Raw genomic sequence first — 26486 nt, 5'->3', positions numbered from 1 at the left:
CTGTATTTGCATCCAGCTTTGCGATGTTTGCGGCAGGAAGAGCTTTTGAACAAATCAGAAACAGCATTGCTTACCCAAAGCTAAATGTAAAAATATGTGCAACACACGCAGGTTTGGCAGTTGGTGAAGATGGCGCAAGTCATCAAGCAATCGAGGATCTTGCATTAATGAGAGCAATACCTAATATGGTCGTTTTACAACCTTGTGATGATATATCCACAAGAGAAGTCATTCAAGCAGTAGCTGATTATCAAGGTCCTTGTTATATTCGTCTAGGAAGAAGTGCGGTTGAAGATGTGTATACAGATACCGCTCACTTCCAAATCGGAAAAGGTGCCATCTTGAAAAAAGGAAGTCGTATCGCAGTCATAGCGAGTGGTTCTATGGTACAAGAAGCAATAAAAGCTACACAGGATATGAATGTTACCCTCATTGATATGCCATGTATCAAACCAATCGATCGTGAATTAATCATAGAAACCGCAAAAACACATGATGTCCTTGTTACAGTAGAAGAACATACTGTCCTAGGTGGTTTAGGTAGTGCGGTTGCGGAAGTACTAGCACCTTATACCTTATGTAAACAAATGATGATTGGTGTACAGGATACCTTTGGAGAAAGTGGCAAACCTTCACAACTCTTTGAAAAATATGGTATCGATGCCCAACATATCAAAGATGTATTAACAAGCTTATAAACCCTTTTTATGAATGATATACAATTACAGAATACGAAAAGGAATAGCGACAGTGCTATTCCTTTTTCAGCTAGGTTTCCACAAAAATATATATAATTTCTAAGAAAACAACGTCGATGAATGAATTGGTTCTTATCCACTTATGGGCAAGAACATCAAGTAGTTAACAGATAGTTTTATAAGCTTAGTACAACATCTACTTCCGAAAATATCGATGTTTCACTTCCGAAATTATTACGATTTTACTTCCGATTTTGTTATATTTCAAATATAAAACGCCCATTTATATTGTCAGTAACGAAGAATAAGCTACCTATTTACTACTTTATTAGAACCTCCGAATCACCTATTTTCTTCAATTTTAAATATTGTTGCTCGTCATATTTCAAATAAATATACGTAGTGTCTGCCTTATTTAGATAAACGTCTTTATTCATATATTCATTGTAATTCGTACTTAGATCTTTAAGATCAGCTGTTTTTTTATATTCGATAAAACTAGTGATCTTTCCATACTTTAGATATTCTTTCTCAATCTCTTTCTCATAATGAACCTCAGATTGATTATAAAAATAGCCATCTTGTTGAACAAAACATTGCGGTATCCATGCTGGATCAGGATCGGGAAAAAATATCTTAGGAGAAAACCATAAGAAAACAATAAAAATTACAAATACAATAAGATATATCCTCATTTTGTTCTCTTTCATGATCTTACCTCATTTCATCTAATTGCCTGCTTTGAAGCTTTATAAAACATTATAAACAGCTCTTCCTGTCCATTTCCAATTATGACCACCAGCTACGTGATTTCCACCAATAGTATCGGCTCTGTATTATTGTACCAAGGATTATGAATATAATAAACCTCAGCATATTCATTATAACCTATGATAGCTATAGCATGTCCAATAAAATTAGTTTGTATGAGACATTAAGCTACACAATCATTTATTTTACCTATATAAAGTAATCATGTTTATTATAAAAGTCCTTTGGATTATAAAACTCTTGGCTTTTAAAGATGATATATTCCAAGAAACATTGAGTATTTGAAACCTAAAATAGCTACTTTGAACTAGCGTAATTAGAAAGAATTCATATTCTAATATCAATAGAATTAAATTCTCTTTTTCATTTCATATTTTTTATTAATTATTGTTTTCACACAAAAATCCGTTGTTAATCTGACCTGCAACATCCACAGTAAATAAGCTTGTACTTTTTCCCGTCTTCACATTAAAAATATTCATAGAGGAACCTGTATTATATAAAATTTCCTGTGAATCTTCACTAATTCCTATTAGTTGGTAGATATTTCCCATATTTGTAACTTCTGTAGTCTTTTTTGTGTTTCGATCATACAACATGATTTTGGTTTTTGCGCTCATTGGATCCATTATTTTATAGTAAATCACTTGGTCATTACCTACCATTGTAATAATTTCACCATCAGATTCTTTAAATATTTCTTCTTGTTTTCCTGTGTCAAAATGATACTCACTGACAACATATTCTACTACATAACTATCAATCTCATCCTCATTATATGCGTTTCTCAATTCCCATTCCTTAGAATCGCTATATCCTGCTAATAAGATAGAATGAGTTTTTTCACGATAGGATTGTGCTGAAATCATATAATCATCCATTGTGATTTCTTTAAGTTCTAAAGTTTCAACATCTAATATCCATAATTGTAACAACTGCTTCGATACTGCAACCAACGCAAGTTTATTAGGACTGATTTTCACCATTGCATTGACCGCAAATAATTTATTTGTCATTTTTCTACTTTGTTTATTTTCACAATTATATTCAAAAATTTCATCGTTATTTTCTTTTGTTTTTGTTGTATAATAAACAACGTTTTTTTGCTTATCATAATATGTCAGAGGATATTGACTTCCATATTGAATTGTAGCTACTTGCTTGAGTTCATCCTTTTGAAAATCATAATCATAAGTATTCATTTCAAATTCATCTTCTTGATCCGTAATATGCGTAAATGTAAATGTAATATACTGTTCTGGAAACCCAGATTCATTACTAGTAGAGCATGAAGTTAAACTGAAAATACAAGCAAGACTAATTGCTACTTTAGTTATGACCAATCGTCGCATTATTGCAACTCCATTTTTGAATTATAATTCAAAAATCCTACTTCTGTTTTCCAAAAACTGATGATAGCATTACACTTTTCTCCAGTATCACGCTTTTTCATAACTTTAGTCAAACAACCTCTATTTGCCTTTGGCAATCTAACATAATCAGTCGTATTTATAAAGCTTTTCTTTCTCACAATAATTCCTCGCTTTCTTTTTTGATCTCTCTATATAATTATACTATTAAAAAAAAAAACAAAATCATTATTTTTTTTAAAATCGAAATTATCGTAAAAAACAGTACCTATCCATATGGATTCAATAAGCATATAAATTGAAGCTCATATAATATATATTCTATAATAGAATCATAAAAATCAATGGAGGAGATTACTTATGAAAAAAACAGTTAATTTGGCGTTTATATATGCGATACTGGCAATGATCGGTGGTGTGTTTTATAGAGAATTCACTAAGATTTTAGGATTTGAAGGTAGAACGACATTATCCTTTGTACATACCCATCTATTTCTACTAGGAATGATCATGTTACTTATGGTAAGCATTTGCATCAAATTATTTCAAATTGATGACACAAAAAAATTCAAACCCTTTCTGTATATTTACAATTTAGGTGTTTTGATTACTTCCATCATGTTAGGTGTCCGAGGTATCTTCCAAGTAAATGCGACTGTCTTAAGCAGTGCTATGAATGGGATGATATCAGGAATCTCCGGTATTGGTCATATTCTTACCGGTGTTGGTATCATAATGTTCTTTATGATGTTAAAAGAAAAAATAAAGTAATACTTGCTCCTTTAAAAGGGAGCTTTTATTTATAGAAAAAGCCGAGATGCTAAACACCTCAGCTTATATCTACTTAAAGAAAAACCCAGCTATTTTGCCGTTTGATAAAAAATTGATACTAAATTGAGCTTTATAATATTCATAATTTACTATGACCTTTACTTCACATCCGGATTTTAAATGAAGGAAAATGTAGCGATCTATGCCTAAAAAGGTTCCATACTCTGCCGATGTTGATTCCCAACCCTCTTTGATAATCGAAGCTATATCATCTTGTGGGTTTTTTGCTAGGATAGAAAACTCTTTTGCGATTTCATCATATTGCTTTTGTTGTAAATGCTCAATCATTTGTTCAACTTTCACGATTAGTTGTTTCTCTTCATCTGTATAGGGCTTTGTAGAACATGCACTTAGAAGTAAACAACAGGCAATTATAATTATCTTTTTCATGAAGCAGGCGCAAGACGTATACCTGCCATAGCATTATTTTGATCAAAAGAAATCGTATACTGTATCTTTCCTTTTTCATAAACAGATATAAATCCAATCACGATATAATCATCTTGTGTCGCAATTTCATGTGTTTCATTTTCCTTGAAAGCTCCAAGTGGTAACACATACGTATCCATACCGGATTTTAACTGTTCGGCAGTAAGCACGTCTTTCAACTTTTGATTTCCCATATCGATAACTGCTTGATAATCTTCCTCATTCATTTTATTGATTACTGTTTCACCCATCTCAAGAATCTTAGCCTCATCATAGCTTACAGATGGCGTTTCTTCTTTACTACAGCCACTCATTGTGAATAATAAACCGATGCATAAACAAATACTCATTACTTTTTTCATATGTTATTCCTTCCTTTTCTTATTGATTTTCACAATATAGATCATGTCGATCACTAACAGTAAAAATACGATTCCTATAAATATAGGTAAATAAAGACTTGGTAGTTGTAAGGCATGGGACATTGCATATGTGGTAAGAAAAGCATTGATCATAAACATTGCTCTCATACCCACTAGCATTAACCTCATGGATTCATAAACTCTTTCTTTGTTATCTTCACATATCTCAACCGGTATATTCCAGCTATTCGGAAATCGTTCAACGACAACCAATAAGAGAAACAGCAAGGTCATTGTGATTGGCATGATCAATATGGTTGCCTTTCCTCCATATTGGTCTATTTCTCCTTGAAAATTATAATGTGATGGTATTTGATGAGGTAATGTATTCCAAATCAATATCACATAAACAACCATAGCGAATAAAGATAACCAACCAATGATATTTAAGATTTTTCTATATGTCTTCATACTTATGATACTCCTTCCAACTTTCCCAGAGAAGCTTTATGACGATCACACATACCGGTAATAAGATACCTAAGATCATAAGCATAGGAAACAAGTTCGGTAAATTAGATCCTCGTATGGAATATACAATTAATATCAACATAGAAATCATGCATATCAAATGGATGATCGTTAACATCATATAAATCATGCGATATATAGGTGTATTCTTTTGGACCCTTACTAGGATAGACACTTTCCAATTTTCTATATTCTTTTCTAAAGTGATAAAGCATATATGAACGACCAATATACAAATAAAAATCATAAAAATAGAAGATTTTTCATCATAATGATCTATTTCACCAATGCCATTAAAATGACTGGGTATGATATTGGGCATCTGGTTCCATTCTAATAAAATGTAAACCAAAGAACCTAATAATAGTAATCTACTCACATATAGTTCTATCCGCTGATATTTCATGTTTCAACACCTTCTTTATGATACATCGATAGCATAACACACTTAATAGGATGGCATATCCCATCACATAACCTTCGATAAGCCATATATTGTTTCCTAACAATGGATAACAATCCAATCCCATATGCACGAAAATCGCAATCATCACATAAATAAATTTCTTTTCCTTAACCCCATACCATACAATGATCGACATCATGACATGAGCAAGCATCGCAAAGCATCTTTCCAACATAGCAATCCCAATCTCTTGTACAGGTATTGAAGCATGTAACAAAGGGATACCAACAAGGAGCATTGCCTCAATTCCTCCATGTCCTAATCCAAAAGCAAGGGCATCGAATAGGCTTTGATGGTGTTTACGGATACAAAGAAAACCGATATATCTCGCTATTTCTTCAAATATACCGGCACTTAAGGCCAGCAACAATATCCATAAAATCGGTTGTCTGATGGCGAAAAATTGAACCGATAATTTACCTTGTAGGAATTGAAGTAATGGAATTCTCAATATGATTTGTGATATCACAAATGCCAGCACACCAATCAAAAAAGATATCCAAACAGAGGATTTCTTCCTCATAAGCAAAGTCAATAGCCCTATAGGTACAAGAAAACAAATAAGGATCACAACGATATGTTTCATACGATCGGTATATACAGGTGAATGGTAAAGTCTTGTTCTCCAGGCTCCACCTGCATATTCCCTCCATAGGTTTCTAAAGTCTGGCTAACATTTTTTAAGCCTAAGCCACTATGTCCTTGTTTACTGGAATGTTTCGTTTCTACATATGGCTTTGAGGTGTTCTGAATCAATATCACAATAAAATCATGTACCTGATCAACCTTTAACACTAGCTTTTTCTCGCCTTCAACTTCCACACAAGCATCAATGGCATTATCCAGAAGATTGGCAAATATTACGGTAAGATCGATTTCTTTTATGAAAGTAAAGTCAATGGGTGCCATACTGCATGTGACCTGAATTCCGTTTTCTTTTGCTTCTTCAAACTTTTCATGTAAAATGATATTGATGATTGGATGTGTACTATATACTTCATGTGCATAACGGTGTAATAGTCCTTTCATATCTCCCAAATACGTTTGTAAGTGATCTTGTGGTAACGCTTTATTTTCCAGCACCTGTAGATGTCGTTTCATATCATGTATCAATGCTCTACTTTGATCATATTTATCTTCTAATCTTTGATAGTAGGTATATTGCATCTTTCCCATTTCTTCAAGACGGATGGCTTGTTGTTTCAGTCTGACATTTTCCTTTGTCTTTTCAAATAGATAACATAGATAAACATTGAGGAATACCACAAAGATCATATCCATCAAAATGAAGAAAAGCATCAAAGGATCCATATAATAGGAAGACATCATGATCATGACGATATTGTTGATGATGGTAAAGATCGGAAGAATGATTACCTGTAACAAAGAAACAAAAAGATTGTGTTTCTCTTTTGATTTTGTTGCTATTTTCTGATATAACCAATGAACATATAAAATAAGAAATTGTGGAAACAGCAAACTGCTACTTAAGGACCATACATTTAAATTAGGTACACGATTAATGTATAAAGTGATAAAAACTTGAATAGGATAAACGATCAATTCACAAACACCTAGTAAAAGAGATACTGCGATCAATGGAAATTGAGGTTTCTTATGATTTAGTATCGCATTTAACAACAATACATCAATAACAACCGTAATAATTTTGCTGTATGGATAATAAAAGAAATAACTAAGTGCAAGCAAACAGGCATTGAAAACAAGCACTGTAAAGAATTTCCATCCTTTTTCTATCCATTGAATCAATCCGAGGATAACATAAGAGCTAATACAGCTAGCGCCAAATGCACATACGGTGAAAAACAATATCTCATTCATTTTATCCCACCTCGTATCTGTTCATATAAAACATCATTTAATGCTTTACGAAATTCACTGCTTCTTTTTTGCGACAAAGGAATGATATCTTGATTGATCATTGTGATATCATATCCTTTTAACAGCTTGACATTTTTTAGATTGATACAAAAGCTTTTATGTGGCATAACGAAATGGTAGCTTTTCATCATATCCGCAATGGTATGCAGACTTTGTGTCATCGTGTATTGTCGATCGCTTGTATGCAAAATAACATTTCTGCCTAGAAATTCAAAATATAAAATATCATCTATAGGTAGCTGTAGCACTCCATCCTTTGTATGAAAGCTACATTTTGGTGTTTCCTTGTCTATAAAGGCTGTTACATCTTTTATCACTCGTTCGATATCTTCTTTTGTTACCGGCTTTTTCAAATAGTCAAAAGCATGGACACCAAAGGCCTGTGAGCGATAATCATCAAAATTCGTTAAATAGATGATACAACACTTCGGATAAGCTTTTCTCAACTGTTTTCCGGTTTCGATACCATTCATAAGGTCCATTCCGATATCTAAAAAATAAACATCATAAGAGTGATGAATCAATTGCGTTGGATCTTGATAACGATCACATGGATAACCTAAACCATGCAGGATCTGTTCCAATTCTTTCATTACTTCGATTTCATCATCACAAAGTGCAATTTTCATTCTATCTCCCTGCTTTCGTCATCATTATATCTTTTTATAACTATATGCACAATATCAGATGCATAAGGTATCGTAAAAATGGTATAACGGCAAGAGAAAAATGAAAAAAAAGCACTGGAATCAGTGCTCTGATCTTTAGGGTTTCATCCATTGAAATCCCGGTATCTTTTCTAGCTTAAATTGATTTCTCTCATGTAAAAGATCAATTCGCTTCTTTTTTTCCATATCCTTGATGACGCCATTTCTTATATATTCATCTAGCTCTTTATAAGAAAAGCCTAGATTTTCTTCATCTGTTTTACCTGAAAGACCATCAATGGGTACTTTTTCAATAAGTTCTGTTGGAAGATTTAATGCCTTACCGATTTGCTTAACTTCGGTAACTGTCAAATGACATAATGGACTAAAATCCCCTGCACCATCACCATATCGTGTAGCATAACCTACCCAATCTTCGGATAAATTACAAGTGTTTGCGACTCTTCCATTCACACTTTGTGATACAGCATATAAGGTTGTCATACGAACCCTTGCAGGTAGGTTTGTTTTGGTTTGTATAGAAATATCCGCTAACATAGAAATACTGTTTGTTATTGCCTTAACCGCAGGTTCTATATTGATGACATAGTAAGAAATACCTAAGTGTTGAACTAAGCGATATGCCATATCAATGTCACTTTGTTCCCCACATGGCATCAAAACACCGATGACCCTATCTTTTCCTAGTGCTTCTACACATAGTGCACTGACTACAGAGCTATCTTTTCCTCCGGATATACCAATCACTGCGTTGCATCCTTTTCCATTCTTTTCAAAGAATTCTTGAATCCATGATACACAATTATTTTTTACTTTTTCCGCATCAAACATAATCTGCTCCTTTACATTACTTAGAAAATAACTGCACCAATCTCTTTGCGGCTTCCTCTGTATCCTCTATTGAACCAAACATTGAAAATCTAAAATAGCCTTCACCACAAGAACCAAATCCTTCTCCCGGTGTTCCTACAACCTGAATCTCATTCAATAAATAATCAAAACATTCCCAGCTTCCCATATGATTAGGACATTCCATCCAAATATATGGTGCATTCTTACCGCCACAATACCAAAATCCCAACTGATCCAATGCGTTCATGAAACAAACTGCATTTTGCTTATAAATTTGAATGTTTTCGTGAATCTGTTTTTGTCCTTCCTCGGTAAAAATAGCTGTTGCGCCTTTTTGAATGATATAGGATACTCCATTTGTTTTTGTTGTACGATTTCTTACCCACATGTTATTTAAGTTCATACCATGTTTACATAAAGCTTTTGGGATAACAGTATAACCACAACGTGTACCAGTAAATCCGGCTGTTTTGGATAACGAACAAATTTCAATCGCACAATTTTTTGCTTGCGGTACTTCATAAATACTATGTGGTATATCTTGTTCCTCGATAAATGCTTCATAAGCCGCATCAAATAAGATGATCGCATCTTTGCTTATCGCATAATCTACCCATTTTTTTAATTGTTCTCTATCAAAGACAGCACCTGTTGGATTGTTTGGAGAACATAGATAAATAATATCCGCAACTTGGCGATCATCCGGCATTGGTAAAAAGTTGTTATCCTTACCTGCCGGTATATGAATGATACGATTGCCTGCGATAACATTGGCATCCACATAGGCCGGGTAAGCAGGTTCCATGATCATAACAGTTTTATCTCTACCAAATAAATCCAAAATATCACCTAGTTCATCACTGGCACCACTTGATATAAATACTTCCTCAGACGTTAGACTTACTCCTCTTCTTTGATAATGGTCAGCTATCGCTTTTCGCAGTACTTCATCACCGCATTCCGGCATATATCCATGAAATGTGTTTTTATTTGCTTGATTATCCACAGCACGATGTAAAGCTGTAATGACTGCATCACACAATGGTAAAGATACATCTCCGATTCCCATGCGATAAAGGTGTTTATCCGGGTGTTTTTCTGTGTATTGTTTCACCTTTTGAGAAATGTTGTAAAATAAGTAAGAATCTTTTAAATTTTGATAGTTTGTATTAGGTATCATATTCTTGCACCTCACATTCACATATGATTTCTGCCATTCCTGTCATGGTAACCTTTCGATCATCATCCACAATGATTTGCAGTTCTCCACCATCTAAACGTACTGTGATTTCTTTTTCACTAGGACATTTTCCTGATACCATCGCAGCTGCTACCGCCGCACACGCTCCCGTACCACATGCCATCGTAATTCCACTACCTCTTTCCCATACTCTCATACGCAATAGATTCTCATCTAATTTTAGTACAAATTCAACATTGGTTCCTTCAGGAAAAAAGCTATGTTTTTCCATAGCAGATCCAATTGTTTTAAGTGGTGCATTTTCCACATCTTCTACAAAAATGACCGCATGTGGATTTCCCATAGATACTTGTGTAAAAACGATTGGTTCCCCATGAATTTGTAAACTGTTTTCAGGTTCTACTACTGCTTTTCCCATATCAACACTTACACTATCAACTTTATGGTCAAAAACCTTTAAGTTTAAAGTACGAATACCGGATAATGTTTCAATCGTAAGTATCTTCTTATCTGTATAGCCTTTTTCATACACATACTTGCCGACACAGCGAATCCCATTTCCACACATGTTAGCTTCACTGCCGTCTGCATTAAAAATACGCATCTTGAAATCTGCGATATTAGATTCTGAAATTGTGATGATTCCATCAGAACCGATTCCGAAATGTCTATCAGATAATTTTCTTGACCACTCTGATGGATGGTTTAATTCTCCATAATAGTATAGGTAGTCATTTCCTAAACCATGCATTTTTGTAAATATCAATCGTATCACTCCTATCCGTTGTTCTCTGATAATTTTCCTTCAAAACGATCTTTTCGAACATCGTTTGGTATGTTTGTTGGATACTCTCCATTAAAACATGCTGCACAATATTCGCTTCCTTCTACCAATCTGCTTAATTTTTCGATCGGTAGATAACCAAGAGAATCAACACCGATGATCTCCTCAATTTCCTGAATACTATGATGACATGCTATTAAATTCTCTTCAGAATCAATGTCTGTACCATAATAACAAGGATGTAAAAAAGGTGGTGCGGAAATTCTCATATGTATTTCTTTTGCGCCGGCATCTTTGAGTAGTTTTACAATACGTTTACTGGTCGTACCTCTGACGATGGAATCATCAATCAATACAACTCTTTTACCCTCTATCACTTGTTTAACCGGGCTTAATTTAATTCTTACTTGATCTAAGCGTTCATCTTGTCCCGGAGAAATAAACGTTCTACCGATATATTTGTTTTTTATCAAACCGATACCATATGGTATTTTCGAAGCATTCGCATAGCCTAATGCGGCTTCCATACCACTATCAGGAACTCCGATTACAACATCAGCATCCACAGGATAACTTTCTGCCAATAACTCACCGGCTTTACATCTTGAAAGTGATACCGAAATATGATCTATGATGGAGTCCGGTCTGGCAAAGTAAATATATTCAAAGATACAGGTCTTTCTCTTTTCTTTATTGCAGTGCTCTTTTCGAGATATGACATGATCCTTATTAAAAACAATGATTTCTCCCGGAAGAACATCTCTGATGAAAGTTGCTCCCACCGCAGATAATGCACAACTCTCTGAAGCAACTACATAGCTTCCATCCTTCATTTGTCCATAACATAACGGTCTGAATCCATGTGGATCCCTTGCCGCAATGAACTTGGTAGAAGACATTAACACCAAAGAATACGCTCCTTCTAAAGAATTCATTGCTTTACTCACCGCATCTTCTATGCTGGAAACCTTGAGTCTTTCTCTTGTGATAACATAAGCAATCGTTTCTGTATCACTTGTGGTGCTGAAAATTGCTCCAGATAGTTCTAATTTATCTCGAAGTTCTAATGCATTACTTAGATTTCCATTATGTGCAATTGCCATCTTTCCTTTCTGGTGATTGACTTCAATGGGTTGAGTATTACTACGAGTAGTTCCTCCTGTTGTGCCATATCTTACATGACCAACTGCCATATTTCCTTCTGATAAGTTTGATAATGTATCTTTTGAAAACACCTCACTTACCAATCCCAGATCTTTATAAGATGAAAACACACCATCATCATTAACAACGATTCCACAGCTCTCTTGACCTCGATGTTGTAGTGCGTATAAACCATAATAAACAATGTTTGCGACATTTTCTCTCTTCGTACCAAAGATTCCAAACACGCCACATTCCTCATGAATCGCCATTGCTTCATCTCCTTATTCTAAATTCCACTAGTACCATAGTTAGAAAGAACTCTTGCCGATGGATCATCTACATGACAACCATCCCATTCTTTATTCGGCATCCAAAAGTCTTTGATCATTTCACTCTGTCCAGGATAGTATTCTTCGAAAATCTCACGATATAGTAACGATTCTTTTGTGAATGGTCGTGCATGATCATAGCTTTTACACTTATCCTGAAACTCTGCATCTGTATAGTTTCTTTCCGCATATGCTTTTAAATAATCAACCATAGAGTGTCCTACCGCATCCGAAAAGGCAGCTTTTTCTCGCCATAGGATATCACTAGGAAGATAATCTTCCTCTTCAAAAGCATGACGAAGTAGATATTTCCCCTTTCCATATTGATTCATCTTTAACTTAGGAGTGATAGACATCACATACTTTACAAAATCGATATCACCAAAGGGGACCCTTGCTTCTAGAGAATTCACGGAAATACAACGATCAGCTCGCAGTACATCATACATATGGAGCTCTTTTATTCGCTTCTGTGATTCCATTTGAAAAGCTTCTGCATTTGGCGCAAAATCCGTATATTTGTATCCGAATAATTCATCTGAAATTTCACCTGTCAGTAAAACTCTGATATCCGTTTTTTCATGAATGGTTTTACAGACTAGATACATGCCTATCGATGCTCGAATCGTAGTAATATCAAAAGTACCTAATACATATATTATGGTTCTAAGCGATGCAATTACTTCATCCGGTGTCATATAAATTTCCGTATGATCACTTCCGATATGATCTGCCACCTGTTTTGCATATCTTAGATCTATGGCATCTTCACTCATTCCGATTGCAAATGTCTTGATCGGTTCTTTACTTTTTCTTGCGGCAATTGCACAAACCAAAGAAGAATCTAATCCTCCGGAAAGCAAAAAGCCGACTTTTGCATCAGCAACAAGACGTTTTTCCACACCTAACACTAATTTTTCACGAATGTTTTTACATACTGTTTTTAAATCATCTTGACAAACTTGCGTAACTGTTGAAATATCCAGATAACATATAAATTTTCCATTTTTATAATAGTGTCCGGGTGGAAATGGTATGATCTTTTCAACGATTTCTATCAAATTTTTAGGTTCACTGGCAAAAACAATCGCACCTTGCTTATCATAACCATAATATAATGGTCGTATACCGATCGGATCTCTTGCCGCAATGTATTCTTCCCTATCTCCATCATAGATAATGCATGCAAATTCCGCATCCAACATGGCAAACATAGCCGTACCATATTCTTTATACATAGGCAACATGATTTCACAATCTGAATCACTCTTGAATACATACTTTTTTGATAACTCACTTTTTAATTTTTCAAACCCATAGATTTCTCCATTACAAACAATGTAACTTTTATCTAATTGAAATGGTTGCATACCTGCATCATGAAGTCCCATGATCGCCAATCGATGAAATCCCAAATACCCGTTTGTGGTATCTATCACTCTACTATCATCAGGTCCTCTTGAAATGGTCGCTTCAAATCCTTTCATAAACACATCATAGGCAGCACTGCGACTGCAATAACCCATTATAGAACACATACTTTTTCCTCCAAATCAGTTTCAGCATGTTATAGGGCAAGTGCTGTGCTCGCTGTGCCACCTATATTTTTTCTCATTTTCCAAGTCTATATAAAGACTAGTTCCTTTACGCAGAACGAAACGGCGCACCTACTCAGAATGTCCTTTCAGATTACAGCTTGAAAAGTGTTATTCACATAGGCTCCACTATATGGCTCTCACCATCCCATACTCGCTGTAAGCAATTACCTATATTACTTCTCTTTTCTCAAACGCTTTTATTTATTTCTAATCTACATCCTGTAGAGCATCAAACCCTTCTTCACCGGTACGAATCTTAACGACATTCTCTACATCATAGACAAAGATCTTGCCATCTCCGATATGTCCTGTATAAAGTACTTTCTTTGCGACTTCAATGACACTACTTACCGATACTTTACTTACTACGATATCCACTTGAACCTTTGGAAGTAGAGTAGCTTCTACCTGAACACCTCTATAGTATTCCGGTTTTCCCTTCTGTACCCCACAACCCAACACATGAGAAACGGTCATTCCTTTGATACCAAGGTTCATCATAGATGTCTTTAATGCTTCAAGTTTATGTTCTTTACAGATAATTTCAATCTTTGTGATCTTAGGTCTTCCATCATCGAAGCTTGGTATTTTCTTTATCTCAACCGCTTCGGCAACTGGTACATCACCTGATACTGTTACGGGTACATCACTTTCTTCTTCGCTTGTATCAGGAAGCATTGCAAATCCTGCATAAGCAGTAAGTAACCCATGTTCTGAAGTATCCAGACCCATAAGTTCATCTTCTTTATCAACTCTAAGTCCAATGGTATGTTTGATTGTAAGGAATACAATGGCACTTACAACTGCCACATATGCGGCTACGGATACAACACCTAATGTTTGAACGCCAAAGAAATGGAAACCTCCGCCATAGAATAAGCCTTTTTCAGTGGTAACACCGGTTGCTAATAAGCCAGTTAGAATCGTCCCTACAGCTCCACAAACACAATGAACAGATACTGCACCGACAGGATCATCGATTTTAGCGATCTTATCAAAAAATTCGATAGATAATACTACTAAAATACCGCATACGATACCGACGATTGCTGCGCCTTCTGAAGAAATGGCATCACAACCTGCAGTTACACCGACTAGACCAGCAAGTGCTGCATTATAAGTCATGGATACATCCGGTTTTTTATATCGAACCCAAGTAAAGATCAAAGTAGTACAACAAGCTACTGCTGCAGCTATATTGGTATTGAAAAATACACGACCTGCTGTTTCCAACAATGCATCACTATCCATACCAACAGTAGATGCACCATTAAAGCCAAACCAGCAGAACCAAAGAATAAATACACCAAGAGCTGCAAACGTAATATTATGTCCTAAGATCGCCTTTGGCTTACCATCCTTATCATATTTACCGATACGGGGTCCCAAAATAGCAGCTCCGATCATTGCACACACTCCCCCCAACATATGAACTGCGGTTGATCCTGCAAAATCATGGAATCCAAGTTCTGATAACCATCCGCCTCCCCAGATCCAATGACCGGAAATAGGATAGATCAACAAAGAAATGGCAGCTGAATAAATACAATATGCACTGAATTTTGTTCTCTCAGCCATAGCTCCTGATACGATGGTCGCAGAGGTTGCACAAAACGCTGTCTGGAAAATCGCAAATGCCCAAAGCGGTACACCTGATGGAAGGATATCGCCATAATTTCCTTTGATCAGTGGATCCCATGATCCCATGATCCCATTTCCCGCACCAAACATAATGCCGAATCCTACCAACCAAAATGCCGGTGTACCTATACAAAAATCCATTAAATTTTTCATAAGGATATTACCTGTATTTTTCGCTCTGGTAAATCCCGCTTCACAAAGTGAAAAACCTGCTTGCATAAAGAATACCAATGCTGCCCCAATCAATACCCAAATCGTGTTTACCGCACTATAAATCATAATTTTCATCCCTCTTTCTTTTTCTATCTCACACTAAACAAAATATCCCCATAAGATGGATACGGCCAATATTCCTTTGATGTCAGCGTTTCCGCTTCATCACAAGCAATTCTAAGCTCACTCATCTTTCTAAGTATCTCATCTCTGATCATATAAGATTCTTCAACAATACCTTCTACATCTTGAATTTCCACAAGAGAAGTCTTTAGCTCATCAACAGCCATATCAATCTTATCTGTCAGGATAGATAACTTCTTTACTAACCCTGTTTCATAAGCACAAGGAATAGAACCATCTAGACTTTTCTTTATCGAAGCGTTTTTCGCTAAGCTTGCGGTAAATTTCTCAACCGCAGGTGCAATCGAACATTTTGCCATCTCCACCATCGTGTTTGCTTCAATGATGACAGTCTTACAATAGTTATCAAGCATAATTTCCATTCTTGATTCCAATTCTCTTTCAGTAAAGACTTTATGTGATGTCAACATATCTACATTTTTCTTATCCATCAAATGTGGCATGCAATCCGCTGTTGTACGATAATTTAAAAGTCCTCTTTCTTCTGTAGCTTCCTTGATCCAGTTGTCATCATATCCATTGCCATTGAAGATGATTCGCTTATGATCTTTAATGGTTTTCTTGATCATTTCATGAAGTGCCGTTTCAAAATCTTCTACACCCTCTAATCGATCCGCATAGATCTTCAAAGACTCTGCGACTGCCGCATTCAACATGATATTTGCGCAAGCAATGCTGTTTGATGAACCAAGCATACGGAATTCAAATTTATTGCCGGTAAAGGCAAATGGTGAGGTACGATTACGATCTGTCGTATCTTTTGTAAATCTAGGAAGTACACTCACTCCCAATTTCATCTTCGTTTTTCCTGCTGCTACATATGGTGAATCTGTTTCGATTGCTTCTAAGATTGCATTCAATTCATCACCCAAGAACATGGATACAACCGCAGGAGGAGCCTCATTTGCGCCCAATCTGTGATCATTTTCCGCTGTTGCGACAGAAATACGAAGGAGATCTTGATAATCATCGACTGCCTTGATCACCGCACATAGGAATAATAAGAATTGTGCATTTTCATATGGTGTTTCCCCCGGTGATAAAAGATTTACCCCTGTATCTGTGGCAAGAGACCAGTTATTATGCTTACCGGAACCATTTACACCTGCAAAGGGCTTTTCATGAAGTAAACAAACCAAACCATGTTTGCCGGCTACTTTTTGCATGATCTCCATAGTAAGTTGATTATGATCAGTCGCAATGTTTGTTGTAGTATAAATAGGCGCTAATTCATGTTGTGCCGGAGCAACTTCATTATGTTCGGTCTTGGCGAGAATTCCTAACTTCCATAATTCATCATTTAGCTCTTCCATGAAAGCCGCAACCTTTGGCTTAATGACACCGAAGTAATGGTCATCCATTTCTTGCCCTTTTGGAGGCTTTACACCGAAAAGTGTTCTTCCGGTATATTGTAGATCCGGGCGCTTATCAAACATTTCCTTGGTGATCAAGAAATATTCTTGTTCCGGTCCTACTGAAGTACGTACATATGTTACATCCTCATTTCCGAATAAACGTAAAATACGAAGTGCCTGTTTATTCAATGCTTCCATAGATCGAAGCAATGGGGTTTTCTTATCCAAGGCCTCACCACCATAAGAACAGAATGCCGTAGGAATGCATAACGTCTTACCTTTGATAAAGGCATAAGAGGTAGGATCCCATGCGGTATATCCTCTTGCTTCAAAAGTTGCACGAAGTCCTCCGGATGGAAACGATGATGCATCAGGTTCTCCTTTGATCATTTCTTTTCCTGAAAATTCCATGATCACTCCACCATCCGGTGATGGTGTAATAAAGCTATCATGCTTTTCTGCAGTAATTCCGGTAAGAGGTTGAAACCAATGCGTGTAATGAGTAGCTCCATTTGCCACTGCCCAATCCTTCATAGCATCAGCAACCGCATTTGCTACACTGATATCCAAACGTTCTCCTCTATCAATCGTTTTCTTCAATGATTGATATACTTCTGCAGATAACGTTGCTTTCATAACCCTATCATCAAACACCAGACTACCAAAATACGCTGAAACATTCTTCATAATGTTTTCCTCCTTTTCTACAATCCTTCTATTAAACTATTTATCATAAAAGAAAGGCGTCTTTATGCTTTATTTGCATGAAAGACGCCTTTGCCTTTACTTCTATCTTTATACAATTCCTTGTGCGCTCATTGCTTCTGCTACTCTTTCAAATCCGGCAATATTTGCGCCTAATACATAATTTCCCTTTGCTCCATATCTTTCGGCAGCATCTGACATATTATGACATATGGTTACCATGATATCTTTTAATTTAGCATCCACTTCTTCAAACGACCAGCTCATTCTCATGCTATTTTGAGACATTTCCAATGCAGAGGTTGCTACACCACCTGCATTTGCAGCTTTACCAGGAGCGAAAATAACACCATGTTTCTGTAAGTATTGTGTAGCTTCTAATGTCGTAGGCATATTTGCACCTTCACATACAGCCAAACACCCATTCGCTACCAACTGTTTTGCATCTTCTAATGTAAGTTCGTTTTGAGTTGCACACGGTAATGCCAGATCTACCTTCACAGACCATACACCACGACCTTCGTGATATTCTGAATTCGGACGATAATTCTTATATTCCGTTAATCTTGCTCTCTTAACTTCTTTGATTTCTTTAAGCGCTGTCACATCAATTCCTTCAACATCATAGATCCATCCGGTAGAATCGCTTACCGTCACGACCTTTGCGCCTAACTGCTGCGCTTTTTCTGTTGCATAAATTGCGACATTTCCTGAACCGGAAACCGCAACTGTTTTTCCCTTCAAAGAAATACCGTTTATCTTCAACAATTCCTCGGTTAAATATAATAAACCATAACCTGTAGCTTCACTTCTTGCCAAAGAGCCGCCATAACTTACCCCTTTACCAGTAAGAACTCCCTCATATACTCCACGAATTTTCTTATACTGGCCAAACAAATAACCGATTTCTCTTGCTCCGGTCCCGATATCTCCCGCCGGAACATCCGTATCTGCACCTATGTGTTTACAAAGTTCTGTCATAAAACTTTGACAAAATGCCATGATTTCTCGATCCGACTTGCCCTTAGGATCAAAATCAGATCCACCCTTTCCCCCACCAATCGGCAAACCTGTCAGTGAATTTTTAAAAATTTGTTCAAATCCCAAAAATTTGATGATACTTAGATTTACAGAACGATGCAATCTAAGACCTCCTTTATATGGTCCGATCGCACTATTAAACTGAACACGATAACCGGTATTTACCTGTACTTGTCCCTTATCATCTACCCAAGGTACTCTGAATATAATCTGTCTTTCCGGTTGAACCAATCGCTCAAGTAATGCATTCTTTCGATACTCTTCTTCATTTGCTTCAACCACTACTCTTAAAGACTCCAATACCTCTTTCACAGCCTGATGGAACTCCGGTTCAGCAGGATTCTTTTTTACAACTTGTTCAATCACTTCATCCACATATGCCATAAATGTTACTCCTCTCATAAACTACTTTATTTTCATAACATAAAAAAGGCGAAGAGTCTTCAAGGTATATTCCTCAAAGACGCCATCGCCTTTATGGTTAAAGACTATACACCCGTTTTTTTCATTTGTCAATCATATTTTTTTCATTCATTTTCTGAAAATAATTTTTTTATTGACAAAAATTGTAAATAGGTGTATATATTTTCATAGTGAGCAAAGGCGTTCATTTAATTGGCAGATAAGTTTCTGTTGATAATGAATGCCTTTGCTTTTTTATTTTATTTGAAGGAAGGATGTAGCTATATGAAGATAGAAGGTCAAATACGAATCCCTTCCGGATGTGCGATTGCTGCTGTTATATCTAAAGAAGGTAATAGAATGTCCGGGGAAATGATCATAAATGCTATGAAACCCATGCATGATCGGTCAAATGGGTTAGGAGGTGGGTTTACCGGATACGGTATTTATCCTCAGTATAAAGATTTTTATGCATTGCATATGTTTTATGATTCCAGAACTACGAGAAAGACTTGTGAATCTTTCCTAAAGGAACACTTTGAAATTATTCACTCTGAATTGATTCCTACACGTAAGATTCCTACCATTACTGATGAACCGATTCTTTGGCGATATTTTGTTGATCCTCTCACATCTGTTATGACAACCATGCAATTAGACGAAAAGGAATTCGTAGCCAAGACGGTTATGAAAATCAATACCGATATGATCGGTGCACATGTATTTTCCAGTGGTAAAAATATGGGAACATTTAAAGCTGTCGGCTTTCCCGAAGATGTGGGTGAGTTTTATAAATTAGAAGAATATAAAGGATATTCTTGGATTGCTCATGGACGTTATCCTACCAATACACCTGGATGGTGGGGAGGAGCGCACCCCTTTACTCTGCTTGATTATTCTATTGTCCATAATGGTGAAATTTCCTCTTATGATGCGAATAGACGTTTTATTGAAATGTTTGGATATCAATGTACTTTACAGACAGATACAGAAGTAATCACCTATATGATGGATTATCTTCTACGAGTACAAGGACTTACGTTAGAAGAAGTTGCCAATGTGATCGCAGCACCTTTTTGGAGCACCATTTCTGCCGAACTAAACTTAGAAACGCAAGAGAAATTAAAATACTTAAGAACCATTTTTTCCAGCCTCTTGATCACTGGTCCGTTTTCTATCGTTTTCGGATTTCAAGGGGGATTGATGGCTCTTAATGATCGTCTGAAACTACGCTCTATGGTCGTTGGTGAAAAAGACGATAAAGTTTTGATTGCCAGTGAAGAGGCGGCAATACGTATGATGGAACCTGATGCTGAAAACATCTGGGCACCAGTTGGTGGAGAACCGGTTATCGTTAAAGTGAAAGAAGGTGCATATGAATGAGCTTAGAATTTATATATCCTGAATTTGAAGTAATCAGAGATGGAAGCAAATGTATCAATTGTCGTATATGTGAACAGCAATGTGCTAATAAGGTGCACTATTTCGATGAAAAAAAAGGTATGATGAAATGTGATGACAGCAATTGCGTAAATTGCCAGCGCTGTGTTAGTTTCTGTCCTACAAGAGCTTTAAAAATAGTGAAAAGCAATTGTACTTTACGTGAAAATGCCAATTGGAATAATGATACGATAAAAGAGATATATAAACAAGCAAATAGTGGAGGTGTTCTTCTGTCTTCCATGGGTAATCCAAAACCATTACCTGTTTTTTGGGATAATATACTCATCAATGCTTCCCAAGTAACGAATCCTTCGATTGACCCCTTGCGAGAACCAATGGAAACACGGGTATATCTTGGTAAAAAGCCGGAAAAGATCAAACGTCTAACAGATGGTACGCTCTCTTGTGAATTACCACCGCAATTAGAACTTTCCATGCCATTCATGTTTTCCGCAATGAGTTATGGTTCAATCAGCTACAATGCACATCAATCACTTGCTCTTGCTGCTACAGAACTTGGTATTTTATATAATACCGGAGAAGGTGGCCTACATGAAGATTTCTATTGTTATGGCGAGCATACGATCGTTCAAGTAGCTTCCGGACGGTTTGGTGTACATGAAGAATATCTGAATACAGGAGCTGCCATCGAAATAAAAATGGGACAGGGTGCGAAACCGGGAATCGGCGGTCATTTACCCGGAACTAAAATTGTCGGTGATGTATCTCGTACTAGAATGATACCCGAAGGCTCCGATGCCATTTCTCCTGCTCCTCACCATGATATCTATTCAATTGAAGATTTACGACAACTTGTTTTTTCTCTAAAAGAAGCCACAGCGTATAAAAAACCCATTATCGTTAAAGTTGCAGCGGTGCATAACATTGCCGCAATTGCCAGTGGTATTGCCCGAAGTGGTGCAGACATCATTGCCATTGATGGGTTTCGTGGTGGTACCGGAGCAGCTCCAACCAGAATTCGTGACAATGTAGGTATTCCAATCGAACTGGCATTGGCCGCAGTTGATCAAAGGCTTAGAGATGAAGGCATTCGTAACCATGTATCTTTGATCGTAGGTGGTAGTATACGAAATGCCGCTGATGTAGTAAAAGCAATTGCACTAGGTGCCGATGCATGTTACATAGCCACAGCTGCTTTGCTTGCTCTAGGTTGCCATCTTTGCCGAACCTGTCAAAGTGGTAAATGTAATTGGGGAATCGCTACGCAAAACCCAGATCTAGTAAAAAGACTTGATCCTGAAATTGGAAGTAAACGATTGATAAATTTAATGAAAGCATGGCAACATGAAATCAAAGAGCTTATGGGTGGTATGGGAATCAATTCTATAGAAGCATTGCGTGGTAATCGGCTAATGCTACGAGGAATCGGTTTGAATGAAAAAGAATTGGAAATTCTCGGTATCTCTTATGCTGGTGAATAATTATCTCGTTTGGATAATCAAAGGATAGCGATAAATAGCATTGATTTCATTACACTTAAAAGAAATTCTATAAAAATATGAATGGAGGTATGATATAATGCAATTGATAGATGCTACAGATTTAGATTACAAAACAATAAATGAAATGATTCGTAAAACAAATGATACTTGTACGATAACAAAGTGTTGTGGACAACGCTTTATCGCAGCCGGTATGACAAATAAAAACATCACCATACAGGGGATTCCTGGAAATGCCCTCGGTGCATACTTAAATGACGCAATCATCACAGTAAAAGCAAATGCACAGGATGCAGTTGGTGATACAATGAATGATGGAAAGATACTCATTTATGGTAATATCGGTGATGCTGCCGGCTATGCTATGCGTGGTGGTAAAATCTATGTTCAAGGCGATGCAGGTTATCGTGCCGGAATTCATATGAAGGCATACAAGAGTAAGATTCCCGTCATGATCATTGGTGGTTCTGCCGGAAGTTTTTTAGGCGAGTATCAAGCAGGGGGAATCATGATTGTTTTAGGTTTAAATACCAAGTCCAAGCGAATTGTCGGTAATTTTCCCTGTACAGGAATGCATGGTGGAAAAATATACCTTCGAGGAAATTATGATAAAATGGACTTGCCAAAACAGGTTACAGCCAAAGTGGCAACTTTAGATGATATGAAAGAAATCAAAGAATATCTTTGTGAATATTGTTTCGATTTAGGACAAGATTTAGAAACAATATTACATGCCCCTTTCACTGTCATTACTCCTGACAGCAAAAATCCATATCAACAAATGTATGTAGCAAATTGAAAGAAAGTAGGTACGCTTATGAAATATTCAAAACAAGAAGTTTTACAGTATGTGAGCGAAGAAGATGTTAAGTTTATCCGACTTGCCTTTTGTGACGTATTTGGAAAACAAAAAAATATATCCATTATGCCGGAAGAACTTCCACGTGCTTTTGAGGATGGTATTGCCATTGATGCCTCTGCTATTGCCGGCTTCAGCGATGAAACACATTCTGATTTACTTCTTCATCCCGATACAGACACATTAATGCCACTTCCTTGGAGACCGGAACATGGACGAGTTGTTCGATTGTTTTGCAATATTTCGTATCCTGATGGAAGAACGTTTGAATGTGATACTCGTTCTATACTGAAAAAAGCTATTCAAGATGCAGAAAAAGTCGGCATTCATTTTTACTTTGGTGCAGAGCAAGAATTTTATCTATTTACACTAAATGAAAACGGAGAACCTACAAACATCCCATACGATCATGCCGGATATATGGACATTGCTCCAGATGATAAAGGAGAAAACATTCGACGTGAAATTTGTCTTACTTTGGAACAAATGGGCATTTATCCAGAACGTTCTCATCATGAACAAGGTCCGGGACAAAATGAAATTGATTTTCGCTACTCCGATCCACTTACAGCCGCAGATAATGCCATGACCTTTCAAACAGTTGTGAAAACAGTTGCCAGATGTAATGGACTGGTTGCTGATTTTAGCCCTAAACCACTTACTGATCAACCAGGCAATGGTTTTCATATTAACATTTCAGCTCAGGCAGATGATCATTCTGATTATTTACCTCTGATCATTGCCGGCATTCTTGAAAAAGTAAGTGACATGACGCTCTTTTTAAATCCATTAGATAACTCCTATCAAAGATTCGGTAACGATAAAGCACCACAATATATCTCTTGGTCTAGTGAAAATCGTTCACAACTGATTCGTATTCCCGCTGCAGTAGGTAAATATCGTCGTGCTGAACTTCGTTCTCCTGATCCAACAGCCAATGCTTATCTAGCATTTGCATTAATGATATATGCCGGACTTTATGGCATTGAGAATCATCTACAATTAGCAGAACCTACGGACATCAATTTTTATAAAGCAGAAGCAGATATACTTTCCAAATTCAAAAAGTTACCGGCTTCATTGAAAGATGCCTGTGAATCAGCCCTTAACAGTACATTCATCAAACAACATATTCCAAATGAAATATTAAAAATATACTGTAATAGATAATATCAATAAATGGAAGGAGGAATGCAACATGAGTCTAAAAGAGCGTTGCTATAGTATACTTATCGTATCAGCAACAGATAGTTTTACTTCTGCCATTGGCGGGTTGCTTCCTGAGTCCAGATATTCTCCCATACATACCGTAACCAGTATCAATGTGGCAAAAAGAATGATGGCTGAGCAATCTTATGATTTTGTTATTATCAATTCCCCATTGCCGGATGATATGGGAACACGTCTTGCCATTGACACATGCACCCTAAAACAAACCGCTGTATTGCTCTTAGTAAAAGCCGATCTACATGCCGCTATTCATGATAAAGTCGCTGAACATGGAGTATTTACATTACCGAAGCCAACCTCCAAATCGATTTTGACACAAGCACTTTATTGGATGGAAAGCATGCGTGAACGCCTAAGACAATTCGAGAAAAAATCAATCTCCATTGAGGAAAAAATGGCAGAAATCCGTATTGTCAATAAAGCAAAATGGTTATTGATCAGTGAACTGAAAATGAGCGAATCAGATGCTCATCGTTATATAGAAAAACAGGCAATGGATCAGTGTATAACAAAAAGAAGTATTGCAGAGGATATCATTAAAACCTATTCCTAAATCAAAAAAAGTCCAAGAGTATAGTTATTTTCTTACACTTGGGCTTTTTTTACTCTATTCTATTTTACACAACATCACGATACACTGCGCTTGGACCCCTTCTTCTCTACCTACAAACCCCATTTTCTCACCTCGTGTTGCCTTAATGCTGACTTGATCAACTTCACAATGTAAGGCATTTGCGATATTTTTTCTCATTGTTTCGATATGTGGAGCCATTTTTGGACGTTCAATCATGATCAAGGCATCTAGATTGTTAATCTGATATCCTTTTTCTATCATTTTTTCATATACTTGTCCTAGCATCCAAATACTGTTCATATCTTTATATTTTGGATCTGTATCCGGAAAATGTTTACCTAAATCGCCTAAAGCCAAAGCTCCCAATATACTTTCCGCAATCGCATGAGTAAGCACATCCGCATCCGAATGTCCTAGCAATCCTTTCAGATGTTCTATTTCAACACCACCCAGTATCAATTTTCTGCCTTCTACAAGTTGATGAATATCTGTAGATTGACCAATTCGATAATTCATTTTATCACCTCTATCGTAATAAGAGTAACGTAAACCTTTTACTTTTGCAAACAAAAATCAGAAATAAGATTGATATTTATTATGATTTTTATATTTTCAATTCATGACCTCTGATTTTTGTAAAAGAAATATCTTACTATGTAAAATTATGATATAGTAATGATTATGAAGGGATAAGGAGAAATATATGAAAAAGTTATTAACGTTTCTATGTTGTGTAGGATTATTGTTATCTATGTCAGCTTGTTCTTCAAGTAATAAGGTAGATGACAAAGCATTGGATGCATTAGAAAAAGGCATCAACAAAATCGTTGAAATGAAAACTGCAAGTTATACCATAACTATGGATGCTACTGCAGGTGAGAAAAGCTCAATTATGAAATTGTATGGTGGTTATCTTGCGGATACTGCAAAGCCTTCTTTTACTGCCACATTAGATTTAGAATCACAAGGTTCAAAATTAGATGGTTTCATGAAGGTCTTCTTGAAAGATGATGATGTATATCTCGAAATGCTGGGAAGCAAGCAAAAAATGCCTCTTGAAGATGATGAAACTACGGATATGCTCCCTATAGATTTAGATAAATTCCAAAATTATAAGGTAGATAAAAAAGAAATCAAACCGTTTTTGAAAAAAGCAAGTATAAGTAATGATACCTTAAATTTAGAACTTGATCCTGATGAAATGAATAAAGCTATTCAGAAACAGTCAACTGATGCGTTACCAAGAGATGATACTTATAAAAAATTCAACGTAGTCGCAACGATCAAAGATGACTTCTTAACAAAGATCGTATTAGACTTTGAAGGAACACAGAAAGATGCCACAACTTCTGAGGATCAAAAAGTAGTAGGAACAATTACGATAGAATTCACAGATATCAATACGAAAAAAGCATTAATCTTTCCAGATTTATCACAATTTACAGAGAGCGAATCATAAGAAAGCTGATAGCATAACT

General features: G+C 36.4%; 27 protein-coding genes. 8 read left to right on the top strand and 19 right to left on the bottom strand.

The genetic code is table 11. The features are described from left to right. On the top strand, nucleotides 1-698 hold a 698-nt coding region (locus tag UGRO018_RS08270), incomplete at its 5' end, for a transketolase family protein (RefSeq protein WP_416326007.1). Nucleotides 699-1018: 320 nt separating this feature from the next. Here UGRO018_RS08270 and UGRO018_RS08265 read toward each other — a convergent pair. The 3 genes from UGRO018_RS08265 to UGRO018_RS08255 form a co-directional block, all read right to left on the bottom strand. Continuing rightward, nucleotides 1019-1408, bottom strand: coding sequence for a hypothetical protein (locus UGRO018_RS08265; RefSeq protein WP_416326006.1), 390 nt, complete (start codon nucleotides 1406-1408; stop codon nucleotides 1019-1021). 441 nt (nucleotides 1409-1849) lie between these two features. After that, nucleotides 1850-2821, bottom strand: a complete 972-nt coding sequence (locus UGRO018_RS08260; RefSeq protein WP_416326005.1) for a hypothetical protein — start codon at nucleotides 2819-2821, stop codon at nucleotides 1850-1852. Continuing rightward, entirely contained in the window at nucleotides 2821-3000 is a 180-nt protein-coding gene (locus UGRO018_RS08255; protein WP_416326004.1) for a hypothetical protein, read from the bottom strand. The genes UGRO018_RS08260 and UGRO018_RS08255 overlap by 1 nt, the downstream gene beginning before the upstream one ends. A gap of 199 nt (nucleotides 3001-3199) precedes the next feature. Here UGRO018_RS08255 and UGRO018_RS08250 point away from each other — a divergent pair, with 199 nt between their 5' ends. Further along, nucleotides 3200-3610 carry a DUF2871 domain-containing protein gene (locus UGRO018_RS08250; RefSeq protein ID WP_416326003.1) on the top strand — a complete coding sequence of 137 codons (411 nt, stop codon included), beginning with the start codon at nucleotides 3200-3202 and terminating at the stop codon, nucleotides 3608-3610. A 69-nt stretch (nucleotides 3611-3679) separates the two neighbouring features. On the opposite strand, the gene UGRO018_RS08245 is transcribed toward UGRO018_RS08250, so the two are convergent. From UGRO018_RS08245 to gdhA, 15 genes are all read right to left on the bottom strand, one after another. Further along, a complete protein-coding gene (locus UGRO018_RS08245) occupies nucleotides 3680-3973 on the bottom strand; it encodes a hypothetical protein (protein ID WP_416326002.1) in 294 nt (97 codons plus the stop codon). A gap of 83 nt (nucleotides 3974-4056) precedes the next feature. Next, a complete protein-coding gene (locus UGRO018_RS08240; protein WP_416326001.1) occupies nucleotides 4057-4461 on the bottom strand; it encodes a DUF3887 domain-containing protein in 405 nt (134 codons plus the stop codon). 3 nt (nucleotides 4462-4464) lie between these two features. Next, nucleotides 4465-4932, bottom strand: coding sequence for a DUF1648 domain-containing protein (locus tag UGRO018_RS08235; protein WP_416326000.1), 468 nt, complete (start codon nucleotides 4930-4932; stop codon nucleotides 4465-4467). Continuing rightward, complete coding sequence (locus UGRO018_RS08230) at nucleotides 4919-5398, bottom strand: DUF1648 domain-containing protein (RefSeq protein WP_416325999.1); 480 nt, start codon at nucleotides 5396-5398, stop codon at nucleotides 4919-4921. Before UGRO018_RS08230 ends, UGRO018_RS08235 begins: the two co-directional genes overlap by 14 nt. Then, nucleotides 5364-6044, bottom strand: coding sequence for a YhfC family glutamic-type intramembrane protease (locus UGRO018_RS08225; RefSeq protein ID WP_416325998.1), 681 nt, complete (start codon nucleotides 6042-6044; stop codon nucleotides 5364-5366). The genes UGRO018_RS08230 and UGRO018_RS08225 overlap by 35 nt, the downstream gene beginning before the upstream one ends. Beyond that, complete coding sequence (locus UGRO018_RS08220; RefSeq protein WP_416325997.1) at nucleotides 6041-7300, bottom strand: sensor histidine kinase; 1260 nt, start codon at nucleotides 7298-7300, stop codon at nucleotides 6041-6043. The genes UGRO018_RS08225 and UGRO018_RS08220 overlap by 4 nt, the downstream gene beginning before the upstream one ends. Beyond that, complete coding sequence (locus tag UGRO018_RS08215; RefSeq protein WP_416325996.1) at nucleotides 7297-7989, bottom strand: LytR/AlgR family response regulator transcription factor; 693 nt, start codon at nucleotides 7987-7989, stop codon at nucleotides 7297-7299. The genes UGRO018_RS08220 and UGRO018_RS08215 overlap by 4 nt, the downstream gene beginning before the upstream one ends. A gap of 135 nt (nucleotides 7990-8124) precedes the next feature. After that, a complete protein-coding gene (gene nadE, locus UGRO018_RS08210; protein WP_416325995.1) occupies nucleotides 8125-8859 on the bottom strand; it encodes an NAD(+) synthase in 735 nt (244 codons plus the stop codon). A 16-nt stretch (nucleotides 8860-8875) separates the two neighbouring features. Continuing rightward, nucleotides 8876-10060, bottom strand: a complete 1185-nt coding sequence (locus tag UGRO018_RS08205; RefSeq protein WP_416325994.1) for an LL-diaminopimelate aminotransferase — start codon at nucleotides 10058-10060, stop codon at nucleotides 8876-8878. Further along, nucleotides 10050-10856: a diaminopimelate epimerase gene (dapF, locus tag UGRO018_RS08200; protein WP_416325993.1), complete on the bottom strand. Its 807-nt coding sequence runs from the start codon at nucleotides 10854-10856 to the stop codon at nucleotides 10050-10052. The genes UGRO018_RS08205 and dapF overlap by 11 nt, the downstream gene beginning before the upstream one ends. Nucleotides 10857-10858: 2 nt before the next feature. After that, nucleotides 10859-12280: an amidophosphoribosyltransferase gene (purF, locus tag UGRO018_RS08195; protein ID WP_416325992.1), complete on the bottom strand. Its 1422-nt coding sequence runs from the start codon at nucleotides 12278-12280 to the stop codon at nucleotides 10859-10861. Nucleotides 12281-12297: 17 nt separating this feature from the next. After that, nucleotides 12298-13878 carry an asparagine synthase B gene (asnB, locus tag UGRO018_RS08190; RefSeq protein ID WP_416325991.1) on the bottom strand — a complete coding sequence of 527 codons (1581 nt, stop codon included), beginning with the start codon at nucleotides 13876-13878 and terminating at the stop codon, nucleotides 12298-12300. Between the two features lie 267 nt (nucleotides 13879-14145). Next, nucleotides 14146-15867, bottom strand: coding sequence for an ammonium transporter (locus tag UGRO018_RS08185; protein WP_416325990.1), 1722 nt, complete (start codon nucleotides 15865-15867; stop codon nucleotides 14146-14148). Between the two features lie 14 nt (nucleotides 15868-15881). Further along, nucleotides 15882-17978 carry a glutamine synthetase III family protein gene (locus UGRO018_RS08180; RefSeq protein WP_416325989.1) on the bottom strand — a complete coding sequence of 699 codons (2097 nt, stop codon included), beginning with the start codon at nucleotides 17976-17978 and terminating at the stop codon, nucleotides 15882-15884. Nucleotides 17979-18086: 108 nt separating this feature from the next. Beyond that, entirely contained in the window at nucleotides 18087-19421 is a 1335-nt protein-coding gene (gene gdhA, locus UGRO018_RS08175) for an NADP-specific glutamate dehydrogenase (RefSeq protein WP_416325988.1), read from the bottom strand. Between the two features lie 303 nt (nucleotides 19422-19724). Between gdhA and UGRO018_RS08170 the strand changes: the two genes are divergently transcribed. From UGRO018_RS08170 to UGRO018_RS08150, 5 genes are all read left to right on the top strand, one after another. Next, nucleotides 19725-20822 carry a class II glutamine amidotransferase gene (locus tag UGRO018_RS08170; protein WP_416325987.1) on the top strand — a complete coding sequence of 366 codons (1098 nt, stop codon included), beginning with the start codon at nucleotides 19725-19727 and terminating at the stop codon, nucleotides 20820-20822. Beyond that, nucleotides 20819-22324, top strand: a complete 1506-nt coding sequence (locus UGRO018_RS08165) for a glutamate synthase-related protein (RefSeq protein WP_416325986.1) — start codon at nucleotides 20819-20821, stop codon at nucleotides 22322-22324. Before UGRO018_RS08170 ends, UGRO018_RS08165 begins: the two co-directional genes overlap by 4 nt. A 97-nt stretch (nucleotides 22325-22421) precedes the next feature. Next, nucleotides 22422-23144 (top strand): GltB/FmdC/FwdC-like GXGXG domain-containing protein, encoded by a 723-nt coding sequence (locus UGRO018_RS08160; protein ID WP_416325985.1) that lies wholly within the window; start codon nucleotides 22422-22424, stop codon nucleotides 23142-23144. An 18-nt stretch (nucleotides 23145-23162) separates the two neighbouring features. Next, complete coding sequence (locus UGRO018_RS08155) at nucleotides 23163-24374, top strand: glutamine synthetase family protein (protein ID WP_416325984.1); 1212 nt, start codon at nucleotides 23163-23165, stop codon at nucleotides 24372-24374. 28 nt (nucleotides 24375-24402) lie between these two features. Continuing rightward, nucleotides 24403-24987 (top strand): ANTAR domain-containing response regulator, encoded by a 585-nt coding sequence (locus UGRO018_RS08150; RefSeq protein ID WP_416325983.1) that lies wholly within the window; start codon nucleotides 24403-24405, stop codon nucleotides 24985-24987. A 54-nt stretch (nucleotides 24988-25041) separates the two neighbouring features. Here UGRO018_RS08150 and ispF read toward each other — a convergent pair whose 3' ends face one another. Next, entirely contained in the window at nucleotides 25042-25524 is a 483-nt protein-coding gene (ispF, locus tag UGRO018_RS08145; RefSeq protein ID WP_416325982.1) for a 2-C-methyl-D-erythritol 2,4-cyclodiphosphate synthase, read from the bottom strand. 187 nt (nucleotides 25525-25711) lie between these two features. Here ispF and UGRO018_RS08140 point away from each other — a divergent pair, with 187 nt between their 5' ends. Then, nucleotides 25712-26467 carry a hypothetical protein gene (locus UGRO018_RS08140; RefSeq protein ID WP_416325981.1) on the top strand — a complete coding sequence of 252 codons (756 nt, stop codon included), beginning with the start codon at nucleotides 25712-25714 and terminating at the stop codon, nucleotides 26465-26467. Nucleotides 26468-26486 lie beyond the last annotated feature (19 nt).

Origin of the sequence: Hoskinsella mucinilytica, from assembly GCF_045223415.1 — a bacterium.
GTDB classification, from domain to species: Bacteria; Bacillota_I; Bacilli_A; order Erysipelotrichales; family Erysipelotrichaceae; genus Hoskinsella; species Hoskinsella mucinilytica.
The sequence above is the reverse complement of the archived record's forward strand: the minus strand, read 5'-3'. Positions and strand labels throughout refer to the sequence as shown.